General features: G+C 64.9%; 20 protein-coding genes and 1 tRNA gene. 10 read left to right on the top strand and 11 right to left on the bottom strand.

Going from position 1 to position 17,181, the window contains the following annotated elements:
* The first annotated feature begins 127 nt into the window (after nucleotides 1-127).
* On the top strand, nucleotides 128-745 hold the full coding sequence (locus METLW3_RS0116310) for an XRE family transcriptional regulator (protein ID WP_024880925.1): 618 nt from the start codon (nucleotides 128-130) through the stop codon (nucleotides 743-745).
* Nucleotides 746-749: 4 nt separating this feature from the next.
* Nucleotides 750-2,000 carry an MFS transporter gene (locus METLW3_RS0116305; RefSeq protein WP_024880924.1) on the top strand — a complete coding sequence of 417 codons (1,251 nt, stop codon included), beginning with the start codon at nucleotides 750-752 and terminating at the stop codon, nucleotides 1,998-2,000.
* Nucleotides 2,001-2,119: 119 nt separating this feature from the next.
* Here the strand turns inward: METLW3_RS0116305 and bfr are convergent, their stop codons facing one another.
* Nucleotides 2,120-2,596, bottom strand: a complete 477-nt coding sequence (gene bfr / locus METLW3_RS0116300) for a bacterioferritin (protein WP_018264261.1) — start codon at nucleotides 2,594-2,596, stop codon at nucleotides 2,120-2,122.
* A gap of 34 nt (nucleotides 2,597-2,630) precedes the next feature.
* Nucleotides 2,631-2,867 carry a (2Fe-2S)-binding protein gene (locus METLW3_RS25775; RefSeq protein ID WP_018264260.1) on the bottom strand — a complete coding sequence of 79 codons (237 nt, stop codon included), beginning with the start codon at nucleotides 2,865-2,867 and terminating at the stop codon, nucleotides 2,631-2,633.
* Nucleotides 2,868-3,169: 302 nt separating this feature from the next.
* On the opposite strand from METLW3_RS25775, the gene METLW3_RS0116290 reads away from it, so the two are divergent.
* Nucleotides 3,170-4,054 (top strand): alpha/beta hydrolase, encoded by an 885-nt coding sequence (locus METLW3_RS0116290; protein ID WP_024880922.1) that lies wholly within the window; start codon nucleotides 3,170-3,172, stop codon nucleotides 4,052-4,054.
* Nucleotides 4,051-4,908 (top strand): patatin-like phospholipase family protein, encoded by an 858-nt coding sequence (locus METLW3_RS0116285; RefSeq protein ID WP_024880921.1) that lies wholly within the window; start codon nucleotides 4,051-4,053, stop codon nucleotides 4,906-4,908. The genes METLW3_RS0116290 and METLW3_RS0116285 overlap by 4 nt, the downstream gene beginning before the upstream one ends.
* Here the strand turns inward: METLW3_RS0116285 and METLW3_RS0116280 are convergent.
* The gene (locus METLW3_RS0116280; RefSeq protein ID WP_024880920.1) at nucleotides 4,893-5,333 is read right to left on the bottom strand and encodes a nucleoside deaminase; all 441 of its coding nucleotides are present in this window, start codon (nucleotides 5,331-5,333) and stop codon (nucleotides 4,893-4,895) included. The two genes, METLW3_RS0116285 and METLW3_RS0116280, sit on opposite strands and share 16 nt — an antisense overlap.
* A gap of 175 nt (nucleotides 5,334-5,508) precedes the next feature.
* Here METLW3_RS0116280 and METLW3_RS0116275 point away from each other — a divergent pair, with 175 nt between their 5' ends.
* Both METLW3_RS0116275 and METLW3_RS0116270 read left to right on the top strand, forming a co-directional pair.
* Nucleotides 5,509-5,895, top strand: coding sequence for a type II toxin-antitoxin system RelE/ParE family toxin (locus tag METLW3_RS0116275; protein ID WP_024880919.1), 387 nt, complete (start codon nucleotides 5,509-5,511; stop codon nucleotides 5,893-5,895).
* Nucleotides 5,873-6,220, top strand: a complete 348-nt coding sequence (locus tag METLW3_RS0116270) for a helix-turn-helix domain-containing protein (RefSeq protein WP_024880918.1) — start codon at nucleotides 5,873-5,875, stop codon at nucleotides 6,218-6,220. Before METLW3_RS0116275 ends, METLW3_RS0116270 begins: the two co-directional genes overlap by 23 nt.
* Before the next feature lie 28 nt (nucleotides 6,221-6,248).
* On the opposite strand, the gene METLW3_RS28335 is transcribed toward METLW3_RS0116270, so the two are convergent.
* Nucleotides 6,249-6,770, bottom strand: coding sequence for a hypothetical protein (locus METLW3_RS28335; protein ID WP_157516586.1), 522 nt, complete (start codon nucleotides 6,768-6,770; stop codon nucleotides 6,249-6,251).
* 103 nt (nucleotides 6,771-6,873) lie between these two features.
* Nucleotides 6,874-8,175, bottom strand: a complete 1,302-nt coding sequence (locus METLW3_RS0116265) for a UDP-N-acetylglucosamine 1-carboxyvinyltransferase (RefSeq protein WP_024880917.1) — start codon at nucleotides 8,173-8,175, stop codon at nucleotides 6,874-6,876.
* 182 nt (nucleotides 8,176-8,357) lie between these two features.
* Here METLW3_RS0116265 and METLW3_RS0116260 point away from each other — a divergent pair, with 182 nt between their 5' ends.
* The gene (locus METLW3_RS0116260; RefSeq protein WP_024880916.1) at nucleotides 8,358-10,832 is read left to right on the top strand and encodes a pseudouridine synthase; all 2,475 of its coding nucleotides are present in this window, start codon (nucleotides 8,358-8,360) and stop codon (nucleotides 10,830-10,832) included.
* 3 nt (nucleotides 10,833-10,835) lie between these two features.
* Complete coding sequence (gene rsmD, locus METLW3_RS0116255; protein WP_024880915.1) at nucleotides 10,836-11,417, top strand: 16S rRNA (guanine(966)-N(2))-methyltransferase RsmD; 582 nt, start codon at nucleotides 10,836-10,838, stop codon at nucleotides 11,415-11,417.
* Here rsmD and METLW3_RS0116250 read toward each other — a convergent pair.
* The 5 genes from METLW3_RS0116250 to METLW3_RS0116230 form a co-directional block, all read right to left on the bottom strand.
* A complete protein-coding gene (locus METLW3_RS0116250; RefSeq protein WP_024880914.1) occupies nucleotides 11,386-11,952 on the bottom strand; it encodes a DUF1134 domain-containing protein in 567 nt (188 codons plus the stop codon). The two genes, rsmD and METLW3_RS0116250, sit on opposite strands and share 32 nt — an antisense overlap.
* Nucleotides 11,953-12,145: 193 nt before the next feature.
* A complete protein-coding gene (cysQ, locus tag METLW3_RS0116245; protein WP_024880913.1) occupies nucleotides 12,146-12,970 on the bottom strand; it encodes a 3'(2'),5'-bisphosphate nucleotidase CysQ in 825 nt (274 codons plus the stop codon).
* A gap of 5 nt (nucleotides 12,971-12,975) precedes the next feature.
* Nucleotides 12,976-13,263 carry an acylphosphatase gene (locus METLW3_RS0116240; protein ID WP_024880912.1) on the bottom strand — a complete coding sequence of 96 codons (288 nt, stop codon included), beginning with the start codon at nucleotides 13,261-13,263 and terminating at the stop codon, nucleotides 12,976-12,978.
* On the bottom strand, nucleotides 13,260-14,126 hold the full coding sequence (gene panC, locus METLW3_RS0116235; protein WP_024880911.1) for a pantoate--beta-alanine ligase: 867 nt from the start codon (nucleotides 14,124-14,126) through the stop codon (nucleotides 13,260-13,262). Before panC ends, METLW3_RS0116240 begins: the two co-directional genes overlap by 4 nt.
* Complete coding sequence (locus METLW3_RS0116230; protein ID WP_024880910.1) at nucleotides 14,123-14,572, bottom strand: gamma-glutamylcyclotransferase family protein; 450 nt, start codon at nucleotides 14,570-14,572, stop codon at nucleotides 14,123-14,125. Before METLW3_RS0116230 ends, panC begins: the two co-directional genes overlap by 4 nt.
* A gap of 384 nt (nucleotides 14,573-14,956) precedes the next feature.
* On the opposite strand from METLW3_RS0116230, the gene METLW3_RS0116220 reads away from it, so the two are divergent.
* Nucleotides 14,957-15,046: transfer RNA gene (locus METLW3_RS0116220), tRNA-Ser, on the top strand.
* A 308-nt stretch (nucleotides 15,047-15,354) separates the two neighbouring features.
* Here METLW3_RS0116220 and METLW3_RS0116215 read toward each other — a convergent pair.
* On the bottom strand, nucleotides 15,355-15,552 hold the full coding sequence (locus METLW3_RS0116215; protein WP_024880909.1) for a hypothetical protein: 198 nt from the start codon (nucleotides 15,550-15,552) through the stop codon (nucleotides 15,355-15,357).
* Between the two features lie 62 nt (nucleotides 15,553-15,614).
* On the opposite strand from METLW3_RS0116215, the gene METLW3_RS27620 reads away from it, so the two are divergent.
* Nucleotides 15,615-17,171, top strand: a complete 1,557-nt coding sequence (locus METLW3_RS27620; RefSeq protein ID WP_084484854.1) for an anti-phage dCTP deaminase — start codon at nucleotides 15,615-15,617, stop codon at nucleotides 17,169-17,171.
* The last annotated feature ends 10 nt before the right edge of the window (nucleotides 17,172-17,181 follow it).

Genomic DNA, 17,181 nt, shown 5'->3' with positions numbered 1-17,181 from the left:
TTCCCACCAGATTCTTGTTGCGTAACGATGACACCGCGCGAGGCGCGCGGAGTCGTGGCGAATTTCCCGTTCGATATTTCGAACGAATTCGATTATCAACGCGATCATGTCGAAAGGAACGGGCGTCATGGGCGTGGAAGGCCGGGAAAAGCAGAAGATTCTGGAAGCCGGAGCCTTGGCTTTGTCCGGGCAGCTCGGCGCGACTGTCCAGCGTCTGCGCAAGGCCTATAATCTGTCGCTGTCGGAACTCTCCCAGCAGTCCGGCGTCGCCAAATCGATCATCAGCCAGATCGAGCGCAACGAGACCAATCCGACGCTCGCCACGATCTGGCGCCTCGCCCAGGCTCTCGATGTGTCCATCGAGCGTGTGCTGCAGACGACGGAGGACGAGCCCTTCCTCGAGAAGACCAGCCGAGCGGACACGCCGATTCTCGTCTCCGACGACGGCAAGTGCCGGCTCGAGATCATCGGATGGATCAAGACCGTAGAATGGCTGCAATGTTATGAATTCTCCGCCGATCCGGGGGGAGTTCTCGAATCCGACGCGCATCAGCGCGGCTCTGTCGAGAGCCTGTCCATGCGCGAGGGCGAGCTCGAGGTGGAGGTCGCCGGCGCCAAGGAGATCGTGCGCGCGGGCGAGACGTTGCGTTACCGCTGCGACCGCCCGCATGTGATCCGCAATCTGGGGCGGAGCGCCGCCCATGCAACCATGGTCTGCATTCTCAAAGCGGCCGCGATGGAGTGACCATTTGACGAAACTACCGAGCGGCGAGACGGCGGCCGGGCGCCATGCGGAGCTGAGGCTGTCGCTGCTGCAGGCCTCCATCTACGCCATTGTCGGGGTCCAGCTGCCCTTCTTCTCCATCTGGCTGTCGGCGCGCGGGCTCGATGCTTTCGAGATCGCCGCCGTTCTCGCCGTGCAGCCGGTCATTCGCATCGGCTCCATGCTGCTCGCCTCGCGCCGGGCCGATCAGCATGGCGATCATGGCGCGCTGCTCGTCGGCTGCATGGCCGCCGTGGCCGCGGCCTATGCGGTGATGGGGCTCTCCTCCGGCTTCTTCGCATTGCTCGTCGCCGGGGCCATGGTGGCGCTGGCGCAGGGGCCGCTGGCGCCGCTCGCCGATGGCGTCACCTTCGGCGAGGCGCGGCGCCGGCGCGAGGCCGGCCTGCCGCAGCTGCATTATTCATGGGTGCGCGGCTGGGGCTCCATGTCGATCCTGGTCTTTCTCGCCGCCAGCGGGCCGGTCGCCGGCGCGCTCGCGGTGGAGGATATCGTCTGGCTGCTCACCGCTGTCGGAGCCTTCGCCTGCCTCGCCTGCATGGGCTCGCTGATCGGCTTCGGCTCGTCGGGAGCGAGAGAGGAGCGGCAATCCGTCGGCCGCATCGCGCGGCCGGAGCTGGTGGCGCTGGTCATCGTCGCCGCGGCGCTGGTGCAGAGCTCGCATTCGATGGTGAACACATTCGGCGCGCTGCATTGGAAAGAGCAGGGCCATAGCGACACTTTCGTCTCTTTCGCCTGGGTCGCGGCGCTCGCCACCGAGGTGATCGCTTTTCTGATGGCGGCGCGCTGGTTCGGCGGCGAGTCGAAAGCGGGCGCCTTTCTGCTCGTCGGCGCGATCGGCGCCGTGCTGCGCTGGCTGCTGATGTCGGCCGATCCCGGCCCCTATGGGATTTTCTTCGCCCAGGCGCTGCATGGCGCCTCATGCGCGGCGGTGCAGATCGGCCCCGCCTATCTGCTCGCCGAGCTCGGCGGCAAGGAGCGCCTCGCGCAATCGCAAGCCTGGCTGGCGGCGGCCATCGCCGGCGGCAATAGCCTGCTCACCTTCCTGTCCGGACCGCTCTATGCGCAGGCGGGGGAGCGCGCCTATTTGGCGATGGCGGCGGCGGCCTTTCTCGGCCTGCTGCTCTCCTTCGCGGTGGCGCATCTCTGCGCCGGCCGTCACGCTCGGACGGAAGCGGCGCGGAACGCTCACGCCGAGCCCGAGCATTCACGCGCTTGAGCGGCGGCGCATGAAGCCTCCTTTTGAGACGCTCGCACCCAAGTCGGGCTCGCCCGACTTGGGCATTGTCATGCGGAGCTCGGGTAAACCCGCGATCGGCGCGGGCTCCCGGGCGCCTCTTACGAGAGGTCGCCCATGTGCTTTTGCGAGTAGAGCTGCACGCCGAGCTGCTTGATCAGCTCGAGCTGCGTCTCCAGGAAGTCGATATGGCGCTCCTCGCTCTCGACGACCTCTTCGAACAGCAGCTTGCTGACGCGGTCGTTGATCGACAGCGCATAGGCCGCCGCCTCGAGATAGAGCGCGCGGGCGTCGACTTCCGTGGCGAGATCGAGGCGGATGATCTCCTCGACGGACTGGCCGATGCGCAGAGGATCGAGACTCTGCATGTTCGGGAAGCCTTCGAGGAAGAGGATGCGATGCACGAATTTATCGGCGTGCTCCATCTCCTCGATGGATTCGTGACGCCACTTCTTGCCGAGCTCCTTGAAGCCCCAATTATCGAGGATACGATAATGCAGCCAATATTGATTGATCGCCGTCAGCTCGGCGCGGACGCCACGGTTCAGATATTCGATGAGCTTCGCGTCACCGCGCATGGTTCCCCCTTCCGCCCGGCCAGAGCGGACCGGGTCATGCAGCCAATTCGTCGGCGCGACAATTATCGCATTCGCCGGCCCCACTGCAATGATCGGAGGGGATCGCCGCATGCTGATCGACGATCGCGCTGATGTTGCGCGCGCATCGGCCACAGCGCGGCTCGCACCCCATATGCCGGAAGATCGCGCCGACGCTGGGGCGATCCGATCTTCCTCCGAGAACCTCGCGGACTTGCCCGTCCGAGAGCACATTGCAAGAGCAGACGATCATCTCCGCACCTAGTTTGGAAGGGTTGTAAACTAGCTGTGATTTCAGTAGCTTAACGTACCGTTCCGGTTCTGGCTAGAGGCCTTTGTCGGTTTTCCGACAGCGGTCTCGGGGATCACGGAGACTTCGCAAATCGCGCGCCACGGCCGTTCGGCCGCACCAGATTATTTGTTGTGGATAAGAGACACGGCAAGACCTGGAGCATGCTCGCGCCCGGCTCTTTTGAAAATCTTTCGCGCTGAGAAAGGCTTCAGACGAATCTTCGCGCCGAATCTTCGCGCCTCCAACGGAAGGGCTAAGGTCAGATGTCAGATCTCCCAGATCTTTTTCCCGGCTTCGCCTCGCATTGGATCGATGCGCCCGCCGGCTCGATTTTCGCCCGCTCCGGCGGCTCCGGTCCGCCGCTGCTGCTGCTGCACGGCTTCGGCGAGACTCATGTCGCCTTCGAGAAGATCGCCCCGCGGCTCGCCGAGCGCTTCTTCGTCGTCGCCATGGATCTGCGCGGCTATGGCTGGTCCTCCGCGCCTGCGAGCGAGAAGGGCGAGGCCTATACGAAGCGCGCGCAGGGCGAGGACGTCATTGTCGTGATGGAGCAGCTCGGCCATGTGCGTTTCTCGCTCATCGGCCATGATCGCGGCGCGCGCGTCGGCTTTCGTCTGGCGCTCGATCATCCGGGGCGGCTGGAGAAGCTCGCTCTGCTCGATATAGCTCCGCTCGAGGAATCGCTCGGCGATGCAAATCTCAAGCGCCTCGGCCGCGCGCGGCTCTTGTCGCAGCCGGCGCCCAAGCCCGAGCAATTGATCGGCCTAGATCCGAAAGCCTTTCTCGCCGATACGCTGGCGAGCGGAACCAAGAGCGGAACGCTCGACGCTTTCGATGCGCGGGCCTTCGCCCATTATCGCGCCGCCTTCGACGAGCCCTCGCGCATCCACGCCTTTTGCGAGGATTTTCGCGCCGGCGCGGGGCCGGATCGCGAGCTCGATCTCGCCGATCGCGCGGCGGGCGAGAAGATCGTCGTCCCCACTCTGGCGCTATGGGGCGCGGCGAGCTTTTCCGGCCATGGCGCCGCTCTGCTCGAGCAATGGCGCGAATGGGCGGATGATCTTCACGGCGTTGAGATCGACAGCGGCCATTATCTCGCCGAGGAGGCGCCCGAGGCGACATTCGCCGCGCTCGACCTTTTTCTGTGAGCGATTTTCCCTTCAGCGTCGCTGTGGCGCTCGGCGGCGGCGGCGCGCGCGGCCTCGCCCATATTTCGGTGCTGGAGACGCTGGACGAATTGGGCGTGCGCCCCTGCGCCATCGCCGGCACGTCGATCGGCGCGATCATCGGCGCCGCTTACGCCGCGGGCTTTTCCGGCGCGCAATTGCGCGCCCATGCGGAGGCTGCGTTCCGCAACCGCATGCGTCTCGCGCGGCGCCTGCTGCGCTCGCGGGCACGACGACGGGCGCGCACCTTCTCCGATCTCGCGCATCCGGCGCTCATCGACGCCGAGCGTTTCCTCGACGCCTTTTGGCCGCAGGGCATGCCGGAGACATTCGAAGTGCTGCAAATTCCCTTCACCGCCGTGACAACGGATTTTCGCCTGCGCCGTGAGGCGGCGATCTCGTCTGGTTTGCTGCGTCCGGCGGTCGGCGGCTCCATGGCGATTCCGGGCCTGGTGCGTCCGGTCGCCTATGGCGACAGCTTTCTGATCGACGGCGGCCTCGTCAATCCGCTGCCGTATAATCATCTCGCCGGCCGCGCCGATATCGTGCTCGCCGTCGATGTCTCGGGAACAGCGAGCGGACGCGCGCGTAATCGGCCGCCCTCGCCGATAGAGACGATCATCGTCGCCAGCCAGATCATGATGAACGCCATCAGCGAGCGCATGATCGAGGAGAGCCCGCCCGACGTTCTGATCTCGCCCGCGGTCAATCAATATCTCGCGCTGGATCTCTTCAAGGCCAAGCGCATCTTCGAGGCGGGCGACGCCTGCCGCGCGGAGGTGATCGAAGGATTGCAGAGCGCCGCCGCGCGGCTTTCGCTTCAGCGCCGCGCCTGAAAAAAGGCGCGCAGCAGCTCGGCCGCCTCGCTCTCGCGCAAGCCGCCATAGACCTCCGGCGCATGATGGCAGGTCTTCTGCGAGAAGAAGCGCGCGCCATGATCGACGCCGCCGCCCTTCAAGTCTTCCGCCGAATAATAGAGCCGGCGAATGCGCGCGAAGGAGATCGCCGCCGCGCACATGGCGCAGGGCTCGAGCGTGACATAGAGATCGCAATCGACGAGCCGCTCGCTCCCGAGCGCCACGCAGGCGGCGCGTATGGCGAGCATCTCCGCATGAGCCGTGGGGTCCTTGTCGCGCAAAGTGCGATTGCCCGCGACGGCGATGATTTCGCCATTGCGCGCTATCGTCGCGCCGACGGGCACCTCATTCGCCGCGAAGGCTTCGCGCGCGGCGTCGAAGGCGGCGGTGAGGGGGTCGGTCATTCGCCCTGTTCGCTTGGTCTCGCGCCAAATGGGCGCCACAGGGCTCTCGTCGGCCGAGCGCGCTGAATATCGAACACGGCCCGACGCGAATCAAGCGGCTGAACTGTCGGCCGCCCGATCGGCTGCTTGAAATTATAGTTCAAAGAGCTATAGTTCGTAGAACTATGGGGCCGTGGTGCGCGTCTTCAAAATCAGATGGTTTGCGCGGTTCGCCCGCAGCGAGCGGATCGACGACGAGAACTTGAGCGAAGCGATCGGGCGCGCCGCGCGCGGCCTCATCGACGCTGATTTGGGCGGCGGCCTCATCAAGCAGCGCGTCGCCAGACGGGGCCGAGGACGTTCCGGCGGCTATCGCATGATCATCGCTTTTCGCGTCGAGGAGCGCGCCGTTTTTCTTTACGGCTTCGCCAAGAACGAAAGGGAAAATATCGAGCCGGACGAATTGGAGGATTTGCGCCTCGTGGCGCGCGGATGGCTCGAAGCGACATCGGAACGCATCGAGGCGGCTCTCGAGGATGGAGCAATTCAGGAGGTGCGGCATGACAAAGAAAGCGACGCCTAGCGAGGCTACGAGCCGTTTGCGTGACGCCATTCTCGAAACTGCGGGAGACATGCGCCGCCTCGGCATCATGGACGAGGCGAGTCACGCAAAGATCACATTGCGTCAACTGGACAAGGACCGCGCGCCAGCGCCCGCGCCGATCACGGGCGAGGAAATCCGCGACCTCCGCGAAAAGGCGCGGTTGAGCCAAGCGGTCTTCGCCCGCTATCTCAACCTTACGGTGGGCTATGTCTCTCAGCTCGAGCGCGGCGCGAAGCGGCCGACCGGCCCCGCGCTCGTTCTGCTCGACCTCATCCGCCGTAAGGGCATAGAAGCGATCTTCTAGAGCGCTATCCGATTGAGCTGGAACTTGTTTAGGCATCTGGATCGAGAATTCGGCCCCAATGGAGAAAAGCAAAGCCGAATGACCAAACGGCCGCGCAAAGCGAAAACATAAGCATATGTGCGCTTTTTTGCTCAAAGTAAATGTCAGCGTCTCCTCTCAGTGGAAGTAAATTTGGCAAAAATGAAGGAACAAGCGCGAATAAGCCTAGCATGAGAAAGCTGACAAATATCGCGGTCGTGCCTTTCACCTCACCTTCCAAGCGCATTTGCCGCCGGCTGATGGCAACCTGCAAAGGTTTTCGTAAAAAAATGACAAAAATAGTTGTTGCAATAACGTATACGATAAATAAGCATCGGAATGTGCAAATTTCGGTGCTTGATACGACGCCATGCTGTGAAAACTGCAAAAAAATCCCATTCTTGAGAAAATCACTATCAAGCGGGCACAGGGAGCTATGAGTCGCCAATGCCGGAACCAGCATTGCGATCGGAACTCCTGATATTATGTAGTATGTCAATAAAGACATCGCCATCTCAGGATCAATTTTCATCGAGCTCTTGTTTCCCTGCGGAAATTATTTTTAGGATCGTGGTTAGTCTCGCATTCTTTCGTTGGGGCGATCGCGTTCTAGCCGCGATGGGCGCGCCGCCGCCTCAATCCCCGCCGGTCCATTCCACCTCCGCGCCGAGCATGCGCAAATTCTCGACGAAGCGCGGATGCGCGCGCTTGATCGGCGTGGCGTTATGGATCATCGAGCGCCCTTCTATGCTCGCCGCCAGCATCAGCAGAGCGATGGCGACGCGGATGATATAGGGGCTCTCCACCTGCGCCGGGACCAGCGGCTTGCCGCCGAAGGCGATGAGCCGATGCGGGTCCGACAGAAACACATGCGCGCCGAATTTGGAGAGCTCGCCGGTCCAGCCGAGCGCGCCGTCATAGACCTTGTTCCAGAACATCACGCTGCCTTCGGCCTTGACGCCGAGCGCGATGAAGATGGGCAGAAGATCGACCGGCAGATAGGGCCAGGGCGCCGCCTCCACTTTCTGCAGCACATTGCGGGTGAAGGGCTCCGCCACTTTCAGCGGGCCATTGGCCCTGGTCTTGGACCAGCCGTCCTCATGGACGACATGCACGCCGAATTTCGCGAAAGTGCGGTCGATCAGCGGAAACTGGTCGGGCGCGGAATTCTTCACCTCGACGCCGCCGCCGGTGATCGCGCCCAGCGCCAGAAAGGTCGCGACCTCGTGGAAGTCTTCCGTGAGATGGAACTCGCCGCCAGTGAGGGAGTCGACCCCGTCTATGGTGAGCTGCGAGGTGCCGATGCCGGAGATGCGCGCGCCGAGCGTCTCCATGAAGGCGCAGAACTCCTGCACATGCGGCTCGGAGGCGGCGTTGTTGAGCTTGGACTGGCCGCTCGCCAGCGCCGCGCACAGCACGAAATTCTCCGTCGTGGTGACGGACGCGTAATCGAGCCAATGTCGCGTCGCCCGCAGCGGGCCGTCGGAGCGGATGACGAGCGAATCATCGCTGCGCTCGATCGTCGCGCCGAAGGATTTCAGCACTTCTATATGCGGGTCGATCTCGCGCGCGCCGAGCGTGCAGCCCTTCACATCGTCCTCTATGCGCGCGACGCCGAAGCGCGCCAGCAGCGGCGGGGCCAGCATGATGGAGGAGCGCATCTCCGCCGGCAGTCGATGGATCGACGGATCGAAGCGCGTGTCCTCATGGCGCAGCTCGAGCAGGCCGGTCGCAAAATCCATCCGCACGTCGCTGCCGAGCGTGCGGAACAATTCGAGGATCTTCTTGACGTCGGTGATCTCCGGCACGCCATGGATGCGCAGCGGCTCTCTGGTCAGCAGCGTGGCGCAGAGAATGGGCAGCACGGCGTTCTTATTCGCGGAAGGGATGATCCTGCCGCTGAGCGGACGTCCGCCATGCACGATCAGATGAGCCATACCGCCTCCAGACGTCTGTTGCCTCTATGCGCCGAAATAGGGGACCGCGGCCGGCTTTCGCGGGGCTGCGGCCGACTCCCTACGTGGATTCGAGGCCATAACTCGGATTCATGGCGAATGACGAGTGAAAAAGCGGCCGTCGCGCCTTTCTCTTTGGCCCCGCGACCTGCTATCAGGGCGTGATGACCGACAAAAAGCCAGAAAGACCCGCCCGCCGTAAGGACGGCGGCGACCAGCCGCCGCGTCGCCGCATCCCGGCCAAGAAACCGGCAGCGGCCGAGCCCGACGCCGCCGCCAGCGCCTTCGAGGGCGAGCGCATCGCCAAGGTCATGGCGCGCGCCGGCGCATGCTCGCGCCGCGACGCCGAGATCTGGGTCACGGAAGGGCGCGTTTCCGTCAACGGCCGCGTGCTGGACAGCCCCGCCTTCAATGTGCAGGAGGGCGACCGCATAGAGGTGGACGGCCAGCCGCTCGCCGAGCGTGAGCCGACGCGCTTGTTTTTGTTCCACAAGCCGGCCGGCCTCGTCACCAGCGCCAAGGACCCGGAGGGGCGGGAGACCGTCTTCGGCTTCCTCGAGGAGCGCTTTCCCGATCTGCCGCGCCTCGTCAGCGTCGGGCGGCTCGACATCAATACGGAAGGCCTGCTGCTGCTGACCAATGACGGCGGCCTCGCGCGCACGCTCGAGCTTCCGGCGACGGGCTGGACGCGCCGCTATCGCGTCCGCGCCCATGGCGAGATCGACCAGGCGCAACTCGATGAGTTGAAGAAGGGCGTCACCGTCGACGATGTCGATTACGCGCCGATCGACGCCAAGCTCGATCGCGTGCAGGGCGCCAATGTCTGGATCAGCATGGCGCTGCGCGAGGGCAAGAATCGCGAGATCAAGCGCGTGCTCGAGCATTTGGGGCTCGACGTCAATCGGCTGATTCGCATCTCCTTCGGCCCCTTCCAGCTCGGCGAGCTGGAGGAGGGCGTCGTCGAGGAGGTGAAGCTGAAGACGTTGCGCGAGCAGCTCGGCAAGGGCTTGGCCGAGCTCGCCGGCGTCGATTTTTCGTCGTCCCGCCGCGACTCGGACGAGCCGCCGCATGTCGCCGCCGAGGAGGCGCGCCAGCGCGCCAAGACGCGCACGCGCAAGCATGTGACGACCTTGCGCGCAGAGCGCGAGGAGACGCGCGGCAAAGGCCCGCGCGCCCGCATCGAGCGCGCCGCGACCAGCGACCGCAAGGGTCGCGCCGTGCCGGTGGAGAAGATCGTGCCGGTGCGCCGCGCCGAGGAGCCGGCGACGACGCGCAACGCCCGCCGCTTCCGCGCCGAGAGGGCCGAGGGCGAGGCGGGTCCTGCGCGTTTTGCCGGCGAGCGCCGCCCGCCGCGCCGTGACGATGATGCGCGGGCCTCTGGCGGAGAGCGCAAGGAGCGATTCGAGCGGGGCGAGCGCGCCCCTCGGCGCGAGGGCGAAGGACGTCCGCCGCGTCGCGAGGGCGCTGCTGCGCGTCCGCGCGCTGGCGAGCGGACCGAGCGTTTCGATCGCGGCGAGCGTCGCGGTCCGAGCTTCGGCGCCGGCGATGGGCCGCGTCGTGAGCGTGCGCCTCGTCGCGAGGGCGAAGGTCGTCCGCCGCGGCGTGAGGGCGAGGGTCGCGCGCCACGGCGCGAAGGAATGCCGGCGCGCGCCGCATCGGGCGAGCGGACGGAGCGTTTTGATCGTGGCGAGCGTCGCGGTTCGAGCTTCGGCGCCGGCGATGGGCCGCGCGGTGAGCGCGCGCCGCGTCGTGAGGGCGAGGGGCGTCCGCCGCGTCGTGAGGGCGCGGAGCAGCGTCCGCGCGCTGGCGAGCGAACGGAGCGTTTCGATCGTGGCGAGCGTCGCGGTTCGAGTTTCGGCGCTAGCGATGGCCCGCGCCGTGAGCGCGCGCCGCGTCGCGAGGGCGAGGGGCGTCCTCCGCGTCGCGAGGGGGCGGAGCAGCGTCCGCGCACGGGCGAGCGGACCGAGCGTTTCGATCGTGCCGAGCGTCGCGGGTCGAGCTTTAGCGCCGGCGATGGGCCGCGCCGTGAGCGCGCGCCGCGTCGCGAGGGCGAGGGTCGTCCGCCGCGTCGCGAGGGGGTGGAGCAGCGTTCGCGCAGCGGCGAGCGGACGGAGCGTTTCGATCGGGGCGAGCGTCGCGGGTCGAGCTTCGGCGCTGGCGATGGGCCGCGCCGTGAGCGCGCGCCGCGTCGTGAGGGCGAGGAGCGTCCGCCGCGTCGCGAGGGAGCGGCCGCCCGTGCGCCCTCTGGCGAGCGTTTCGAGCGTGGCGAGCGCAAGAGTTTCGGCGCCGGCAAGACGTCCGGCGCTGGCAAGAGCTTCGGCGAACGCAAGAGCTTCGGCGCTGGCAAGAGCTTCGCGGGCAAGGGCGCCGGCAAGCGTTTCGACTCCGGCGACGCGCCGCGGGGCGAGCGCGCGCCGCGCAAGGAAGGCGAGGGGCGCCCGCCGCGTCGTGACGGGGATGCGCGTCCGCCGTCGGGCGAGCGTCGCGGTCCGCCGCGGAGCGGCGCGGGCAAGGAGCCGGGCAGAGCGGCTCCGGGCAGAGCGGCTCCTGGCAGAGGCGGACCGGGCAAAGGGCCAGCGGGCAAAGGCCCCGGCAAGGGGCCGCGCAAGCCGGGCGGCGCGCCGCGCAAGCCGCGCTAGCCCATGCGCATCGTCGCCGGCAGCTTTCGCGGCCGCGTGCTGAAGACGCCGCAATCGCAGGCGATCCGTCCCACTTCGGATCGCCTGCGCGAATCCGTCTTCGACATTCTCGCCCATGCCTATGACGATCCGGTTCCGGGCGCACGCGTCGTCGATCTCTTCGCCGGCACGGGCGCGCTCGGCCTCGAGGCCTTGTCGCGCGGCGCTGCGAAAATCCTCTTCATCGACGATGGCGCCGAGGCGCGCGCGCTGCTGCGCGCCAATGTCGAGGCGCTGGGCGCGGGCGGCGTGACGCGCGTCTTTCGGCGGGACGCGACCAAGCTCGGCCTCGCGCCGCCGGGCGAATTGTTCACGCTCGCTTTTCTCGATCCGCCCTATGGGCGCGATCTCGCCTCGCGCGCGCTGCGCTCGCTGATCGAAGGCGGCTGGCTCGCCGAGAGCGCGCTGATCGTCGTCGAGGAGGCGGCGGACGCGCCGTTATCGCTGCCGGAGGGCGTCGTCGAGAAAGAGCGTCGCCGCTATGGCGAGACGCAGATCGTCATCGCGCGATGCGTCAGAACGGATTCCAGGTCGCTTCCGGCGTGAATTTCAAATAACCGAGATTGAGGCCGAGGCGCGCGCCGAGCCCGGCGCGGATCGGCGCGACGACGACGCCGTCGGCCGACAGCTCGGTGAAGCCCAATCCGCCGACCAGATAGGCCGAACCGGCGACGCCGCCGAAGCGCGTGTAGATGGCGTCCACCGAGGGCAGATTATAGATCAGCATCATGGTGCGGTCGCCATCGGCGCCGGCGTCGAAGCCGAGCGAAGGCCCCTGCCAAAAGACGCGGCGCTGGCCGGCGTTGCGCGTGTACATCACCCCCTCGCCATAGCGCAGGCCGCCGACGAAGGCGCCCGAGCCCTCCTGGCCGAGCACATAGGCGTTGGGCCGTCCCCAGCGTCGCGCCAATTGCTCGACGCCCTGGGCGAGGTCGCGCGCTATGGCGCCGAAGAAGCGATGGCCGCTGCGGACCACCTCGTCGCCGGACATGGGCTCGGGTCTCGGCTCCGCCCGCACGTCATAGGCGGCGCGCGCCGGCGCCAGCGGCGACAGCGCGGCGGCCGTGGCGAGAGCCAGCATCTCTCTGCGCGTTGCGAGCGTCGCTTCTCTGCGCGTTGTGCGCGTTTCTCGGCGAGTTGAATCTGCGGCGCGCATGACGAAGCTTCCCCATTGGGCGTTTGCGAATCGATCTGCCGAAGTTTCGATGCGATCGTGTCGCGCCTGTGGCGCCGCGACGGCTCTTCTTCGCGAGAGGAAGAATCTCGCTGCGTTCTTAATAAAGTCTTGCGGCGGCGGGATCGCCGAAAGCGATGAAAGGCCCGTTGCGATAGGCTTCGCCCGCCTTGCCGTAGAGAAGCGGGCGGCCCGTGGGATCGATGACGCCGCCGCCGGCCGCGCGCAGCACGGCGTCGCCGGCCGCCGTGTCCCATTCCATTGTCGGGCCGAAGCGCGGATAGAGATCGGCCGCGCCCTCCGCCAGAAGGCAAAATTTGATCGAGGAGCCGACGTCGCGCGTCGCGGCGACGCGATGCGTCTCCAGAAAGGCCGTGGTCGCCGCGTCGAGATGCGAGCGGCTGACCAGTGCCGTCGGCCCTTCGGCCGGTAGGGCGCGCACGCGCAACGGGCGCCAGGCCGCGCGCGGCGGCGCCGGCAGGCCGGGCGCAGCCTCGGCGCCGAAGGCCCGCGCGCCGGCGAACCATAATCGCCGGAGCGCCGGAGCATAGACCGCGCCGGCGCGCGGCGCGCCCGCGACGATAAGGCCGATATTGACGGTGAACTCGCCGCTGCGCGCCAGAAACTCGCGCGTGCCGTCGAGCGGATCGACGAGCAGGAAAGTCTCGGCGCGGGCGAAATCGGCGCCCGCGGCGGCGGCTTCTTCCGCGACGATGGGAAGGCCGGGCAGCAGCTCGGCGAGACGCGGCGTCAGAAAGGCCTCGATCCTCTCATCCGCCTCGCAGACCGGGCTCGCATCCTTCTTTGCGCGCGCGTCGATCGTCGGCGCGGCGAGAACACCCATCGCAATGGCGCCGGCGCGGGTCGCCAGATCGGCGAAAGCCGCCGCCAGCGCGTCGAAATCGTCGTCGCTCTCGAGCCGCACGCCTTTTAGAACTCCAAATCGCCGCGCCGCTCGACGAGAGCGGCCTCGTTCGTCTCTTCCGCGCGCAGATCGTCGACGCGTCCCGCGGGCGGTCCGCGCCGCGCCGCCTCCACCAGCGCTTGCAGCGCGCCCTGCGGCCCGGCGGCGACGATCTCCACCGCGCCATCGTCGCAATTGCGCGCCCAGCCGGCGAGCGCGAGGCGCCCGGCCTCCCGCGCCACAAAGGCGCGAAAGCCGACGCCCTGCACGCGCCCGCGCACGATGATGCGGAACACGCGGCGCCTCTCGCTCATTGCGCCGCCTCCACGGCGATATTGTCGATGAGCCGCGTCGCGCCGAGCTTCGCCGCGACAAGCAGGCGGATCGGTCCCTCGTGACGGCGGGCGACGCGCGCCAGAGTCTGCGCGTGGCGCGCCTCGAGATAGTCGATGAGGAAGCCTTTGGCGGCGATCTGCTCGCGCGCCTCCGCCATCACATGGCCGATCGGCTCGCCCGCGGCGATGCGCTGCGCGGCCTCGTTCAGCGCGCGATGCAGCGCCGGCGCGATGCGCCGCTCCTCGGCAGAGAGATAAATGTTGCGCGAGGACATTGCGAGGCCGTCCGCCTCGCGCAAAGTGGGCGCGCCGATGATCTCCGCGCGCAGATCGAGATCGCGCGCCAGGCGCTTTATCACCAGCAATTGCTGATAATCCTTCTCGCCGAAGACGGCGACGTCGCAATCGGCCTGATTGAGCAGCTTGGCGACGATGAGCGCGACGCCGGCGAAATGCGTCGGCCGGAAATGATCCTCGAGATCGGCGACCGCCGGCCCGCCCACCGCGACCGTGGTGGAAAAGCCCGGCGGATACATCTCCTCCACCGCCGGCGCATAGCAGAGATCGGCCGCAACGCTCGCGAGCTTCTCGACATCGGCCGCGAGCGTGCGCGGATAGCGGTCGAAATCCTCGCCTGCGCCGAATTGCGTCGGGTTGACGAAGACCGAGACCATCACGCGATCGGCGCGCCGGCGCGCCTCCTCCACCAGAGCGAGATGGCCCTTGTGCAGCGCGCCCATGGTGGGGACGAAGCCGACGCGCTCGCCGCGCGCGCGCCATTGCGCGACGCGCTCGCGCAGCTCGGCCAGCGTATGGACGGTGGGAACGGGAAAAGCGCTCATCTTCGGCTCATCCTCTGCTGCGCATTGGGCGCATGGCTCTCCAGAAAGGCGATATAGGCGCTCGGCAGGCCGAGCGCGCGCGCCGAGGCGACGATATTCTCGACATAGCCCGGCGCCGCCAGCCCCTCGCGCGTCGCGGTTCCGATATAGACGAGCGCCCGCGCCGAGCCCACCGGCGCGCGCAGCACCGGCTGCACCACCTTGCGGTAGAGCCGGCGGCCGATCTCCTCGTAACGGTCGAGCGCCGGCACATCCGCCACGGCGAGGTCATAGAGCAGGCCATGGACCTGCGCCCGCGCATCGGGCACGACAGTGGCGTAGCCCGTCTCCAAAATGGTGAAACGATAGCGCGCCAGCCGGCCGAGGCCGAGCGGCCGCGAATGGGGACAGCGGACGGCCATTGCGGCGACGTCCATATTGGCGCCATAGGCGAAATAGAGAGGCATGTGGTCTTTCCGAGCGGCGGCGGACCTTAGCGCATAGCGCCGCGGCGGGCGAGGCGCCGCGGGCGCCCCTCGCGGAAAGAAAAAGAGCCCGGCCTGCGCCGGGCTCCCAACCGAGAGCGGCCCCTGGGAATTAACCGCCCTCATCGACTATTCTCAGCGTTGGATGCAGTTTTAGAAATGCGTCGAATCGCCGCGAGGGCGAGAAGGGAAGACGGAATGGACGAGTTCGAAGGCGGCTTTCTGCGCAACACGGCGATCGGCCTCGTCCTGGCTCTGGCGGCGGCGATCGTCTATGTCTGGTTCCGCTAGACGCGCGCGGCCGGTTGACGCGCGGTCATAGAGAAGCGATAGGCTTCGCCGCGAGTCCGGTCCGGCTCCGGGTTCGGAAGGGTGGCCGAGTGGTTTAAGGCAGCGGTCTTGAAAACCGCCGTGGGGGAAACTTCACCGTGGGTTCGAATCCCACCCCTTCCGCCAGTGATGATTTAAAATCAATGGTTTGTGAGATATTTTGAAATTGGCCCCACTTTAGGCCCCACTTTCGGCTTGAGATTTGGTGAGACGCGCTGAGGCGTAATGCGCCAAGGACGCTCCCGCCTCCCGAGATCGGCGCTTCGCCGATCAACTTCCTCCTGGCTTGAGCGACCAGGAATCGCGAAACAGGGATAGCATCCCTCAACGCTTCAGATGGTGACGGAAGTTGATTTGGTGGTTGAAGGGGGCCGTTCGGTCAACACTGGTAATGTCCAGCGTTCTTGACCCCGTGCCTAACGACTTTTCAAATCCTAATTGCGCGCCTTTTGCGGCACGGTGCCGAGATCGCCGGCCTGGGAGGTCGACGTCGAATTCCGGTCGCCTATCGTGACGCCCGGATGATGCGCCGAAAGCCAGCCTTGAACGCTGGCCCGATGCCGATTAATCAGCTTCTCAGTGCCGGCCCTGATCTGCTGTGGCGTTTTTGCCGTCGATTGCGTTTTTGCCATGCGCCGCGGTCTCAACGGGTGAATCGGAAAAAGCTCGCTTCAGCTTTTTTAACGGGGATATAATGAAAAATTCAATACCGCGAATTCCGTTCCCTGAGCTTTTTTTCGGCTTCGTTGCGCCGATTGGCGCTGACATAAGCGACACATTGCAATCGTTCAAATCCTATTTCGAGGCCAGAAAATATGACGTCGTTGAGATTAAGGTCACCGATATTTTCCCGGCCTTCGCAACATATCATGCGCCTGAAAAGCCGCTCCTTAAGCGCCCGCTGCAAAAGCGGTATGAGACGCACATCGCGTATGGAAATCAGCTCCGCGCAACGTTCGGCGATGAAACCCTTGCGGTTTCGGCAATTTGCCGAGTTATTCGCCAGCGCCTTCGTCTCAATCGTGCCGATGATGCTAAATTCAGCAAGACCGTTTTTTTGATGCATCAATTTAAGCGCAAGGAGGAAATTGAGCTTTTGCGTTCGGTCTACGGGCGTCTTTTTTTTCAGGTATCGATTTATTCGAGGCGAGGCGCTCGCGTCGACTATCTTTCACGGAAATTTGCGAATAGCGAAAACTCTGCAGATGCACGGAGTTATCGCAGCGGCGCAGAAGCGCTTATCCAGCGAGACGAAGATGAGCGTGGCGTTGGCCACGGGCAGAGAGTCGGAAAAATATTTCATGATGCCGATTTTATTATCAGTCTCGACGATCGAGCCGGTGGCACCGACAAGCAGGTTGAGAGATTTTGCGATCTGATTTTTTCGTCGAACGCCACATCGCCAACGCGGACGGAGTACGGTCTGTTTGTCGCGAAGGCGGCGGCCATGCAAAGCCTAGACCTCTCACGACAAGTTGGTGCAGCAATTTTTGGTGTAAAGGGCGAGGTGATAGCGCTTGGATCAAATGAGGTCCCAAAAGCAGGCGGAGGCTCTTATTGGCCCCATGAGGAAATCGATGATCGTGAATATAAACGCGGTTTTGATTCGAATGATAAACGCAAACAGGAATTGCTTGCCGAGCTGATAGGTTTGATTAAAACTGAAACGGATAGACCAGATATTGATGCCCGCGAACTTGCGGCAAAAAAGAGTATCCGAGACTCGCAGTTCATGGGCGCCCTCGAATATGGTCGAATTGTTCATGCAGAAATGTCGGCAATCTGCGATGCAGCACGTGTCGGTCGCGCTCTTGAAAATGCGGTGCTTTATTGCACGACATTTCCTTGTCATATGTGTGCAAAGCACATTATCGCATCCGGGATAAAGAAGGTCATTTTCCTTGAGCCTTATCCTAAGAGTCTCGCTTCTGAACTGCACTGTGACGCGTTGGAAATCGAGGGCGAAGATCGAGGTTCATATTCTGGCTTTCCTACAGTCGTATTTGAGCATTTTCACGGCGTGACGCCTCGACGCTATCGCGAATTATTCGAACGAGAAAAACGCAAAGGCGAACACGGCGAATTCATCCAATTTGGTCGGACGACGGGTGATGCACAGCCAACACCTGTAATCGATATTAAGGCTCCATTTTACACCCAATTGGAGGAAATCGTGCTCAGTCACGCCGCAGACGAATTGATAAAAGCAATAGAGCTCAGAGAGAATGGTAGCGGAGCAGAGACCTGCTAAATTCCAAAAA

This window comes from Methylosinus sp. LW3 (genome assembly GCF_000527115.1).
In the GTDB taxonomy this organism is placed as follows: Bacteria; Pseudomonadota; Alphaproteobacteria; order Rhizobiales; family Beijerinckiaceae; genus Methylosinus.
Note: the sequence above shows the minus strand (reverse complement) of the source record. Positions and strands in the feature narration are given on the sequence as shown.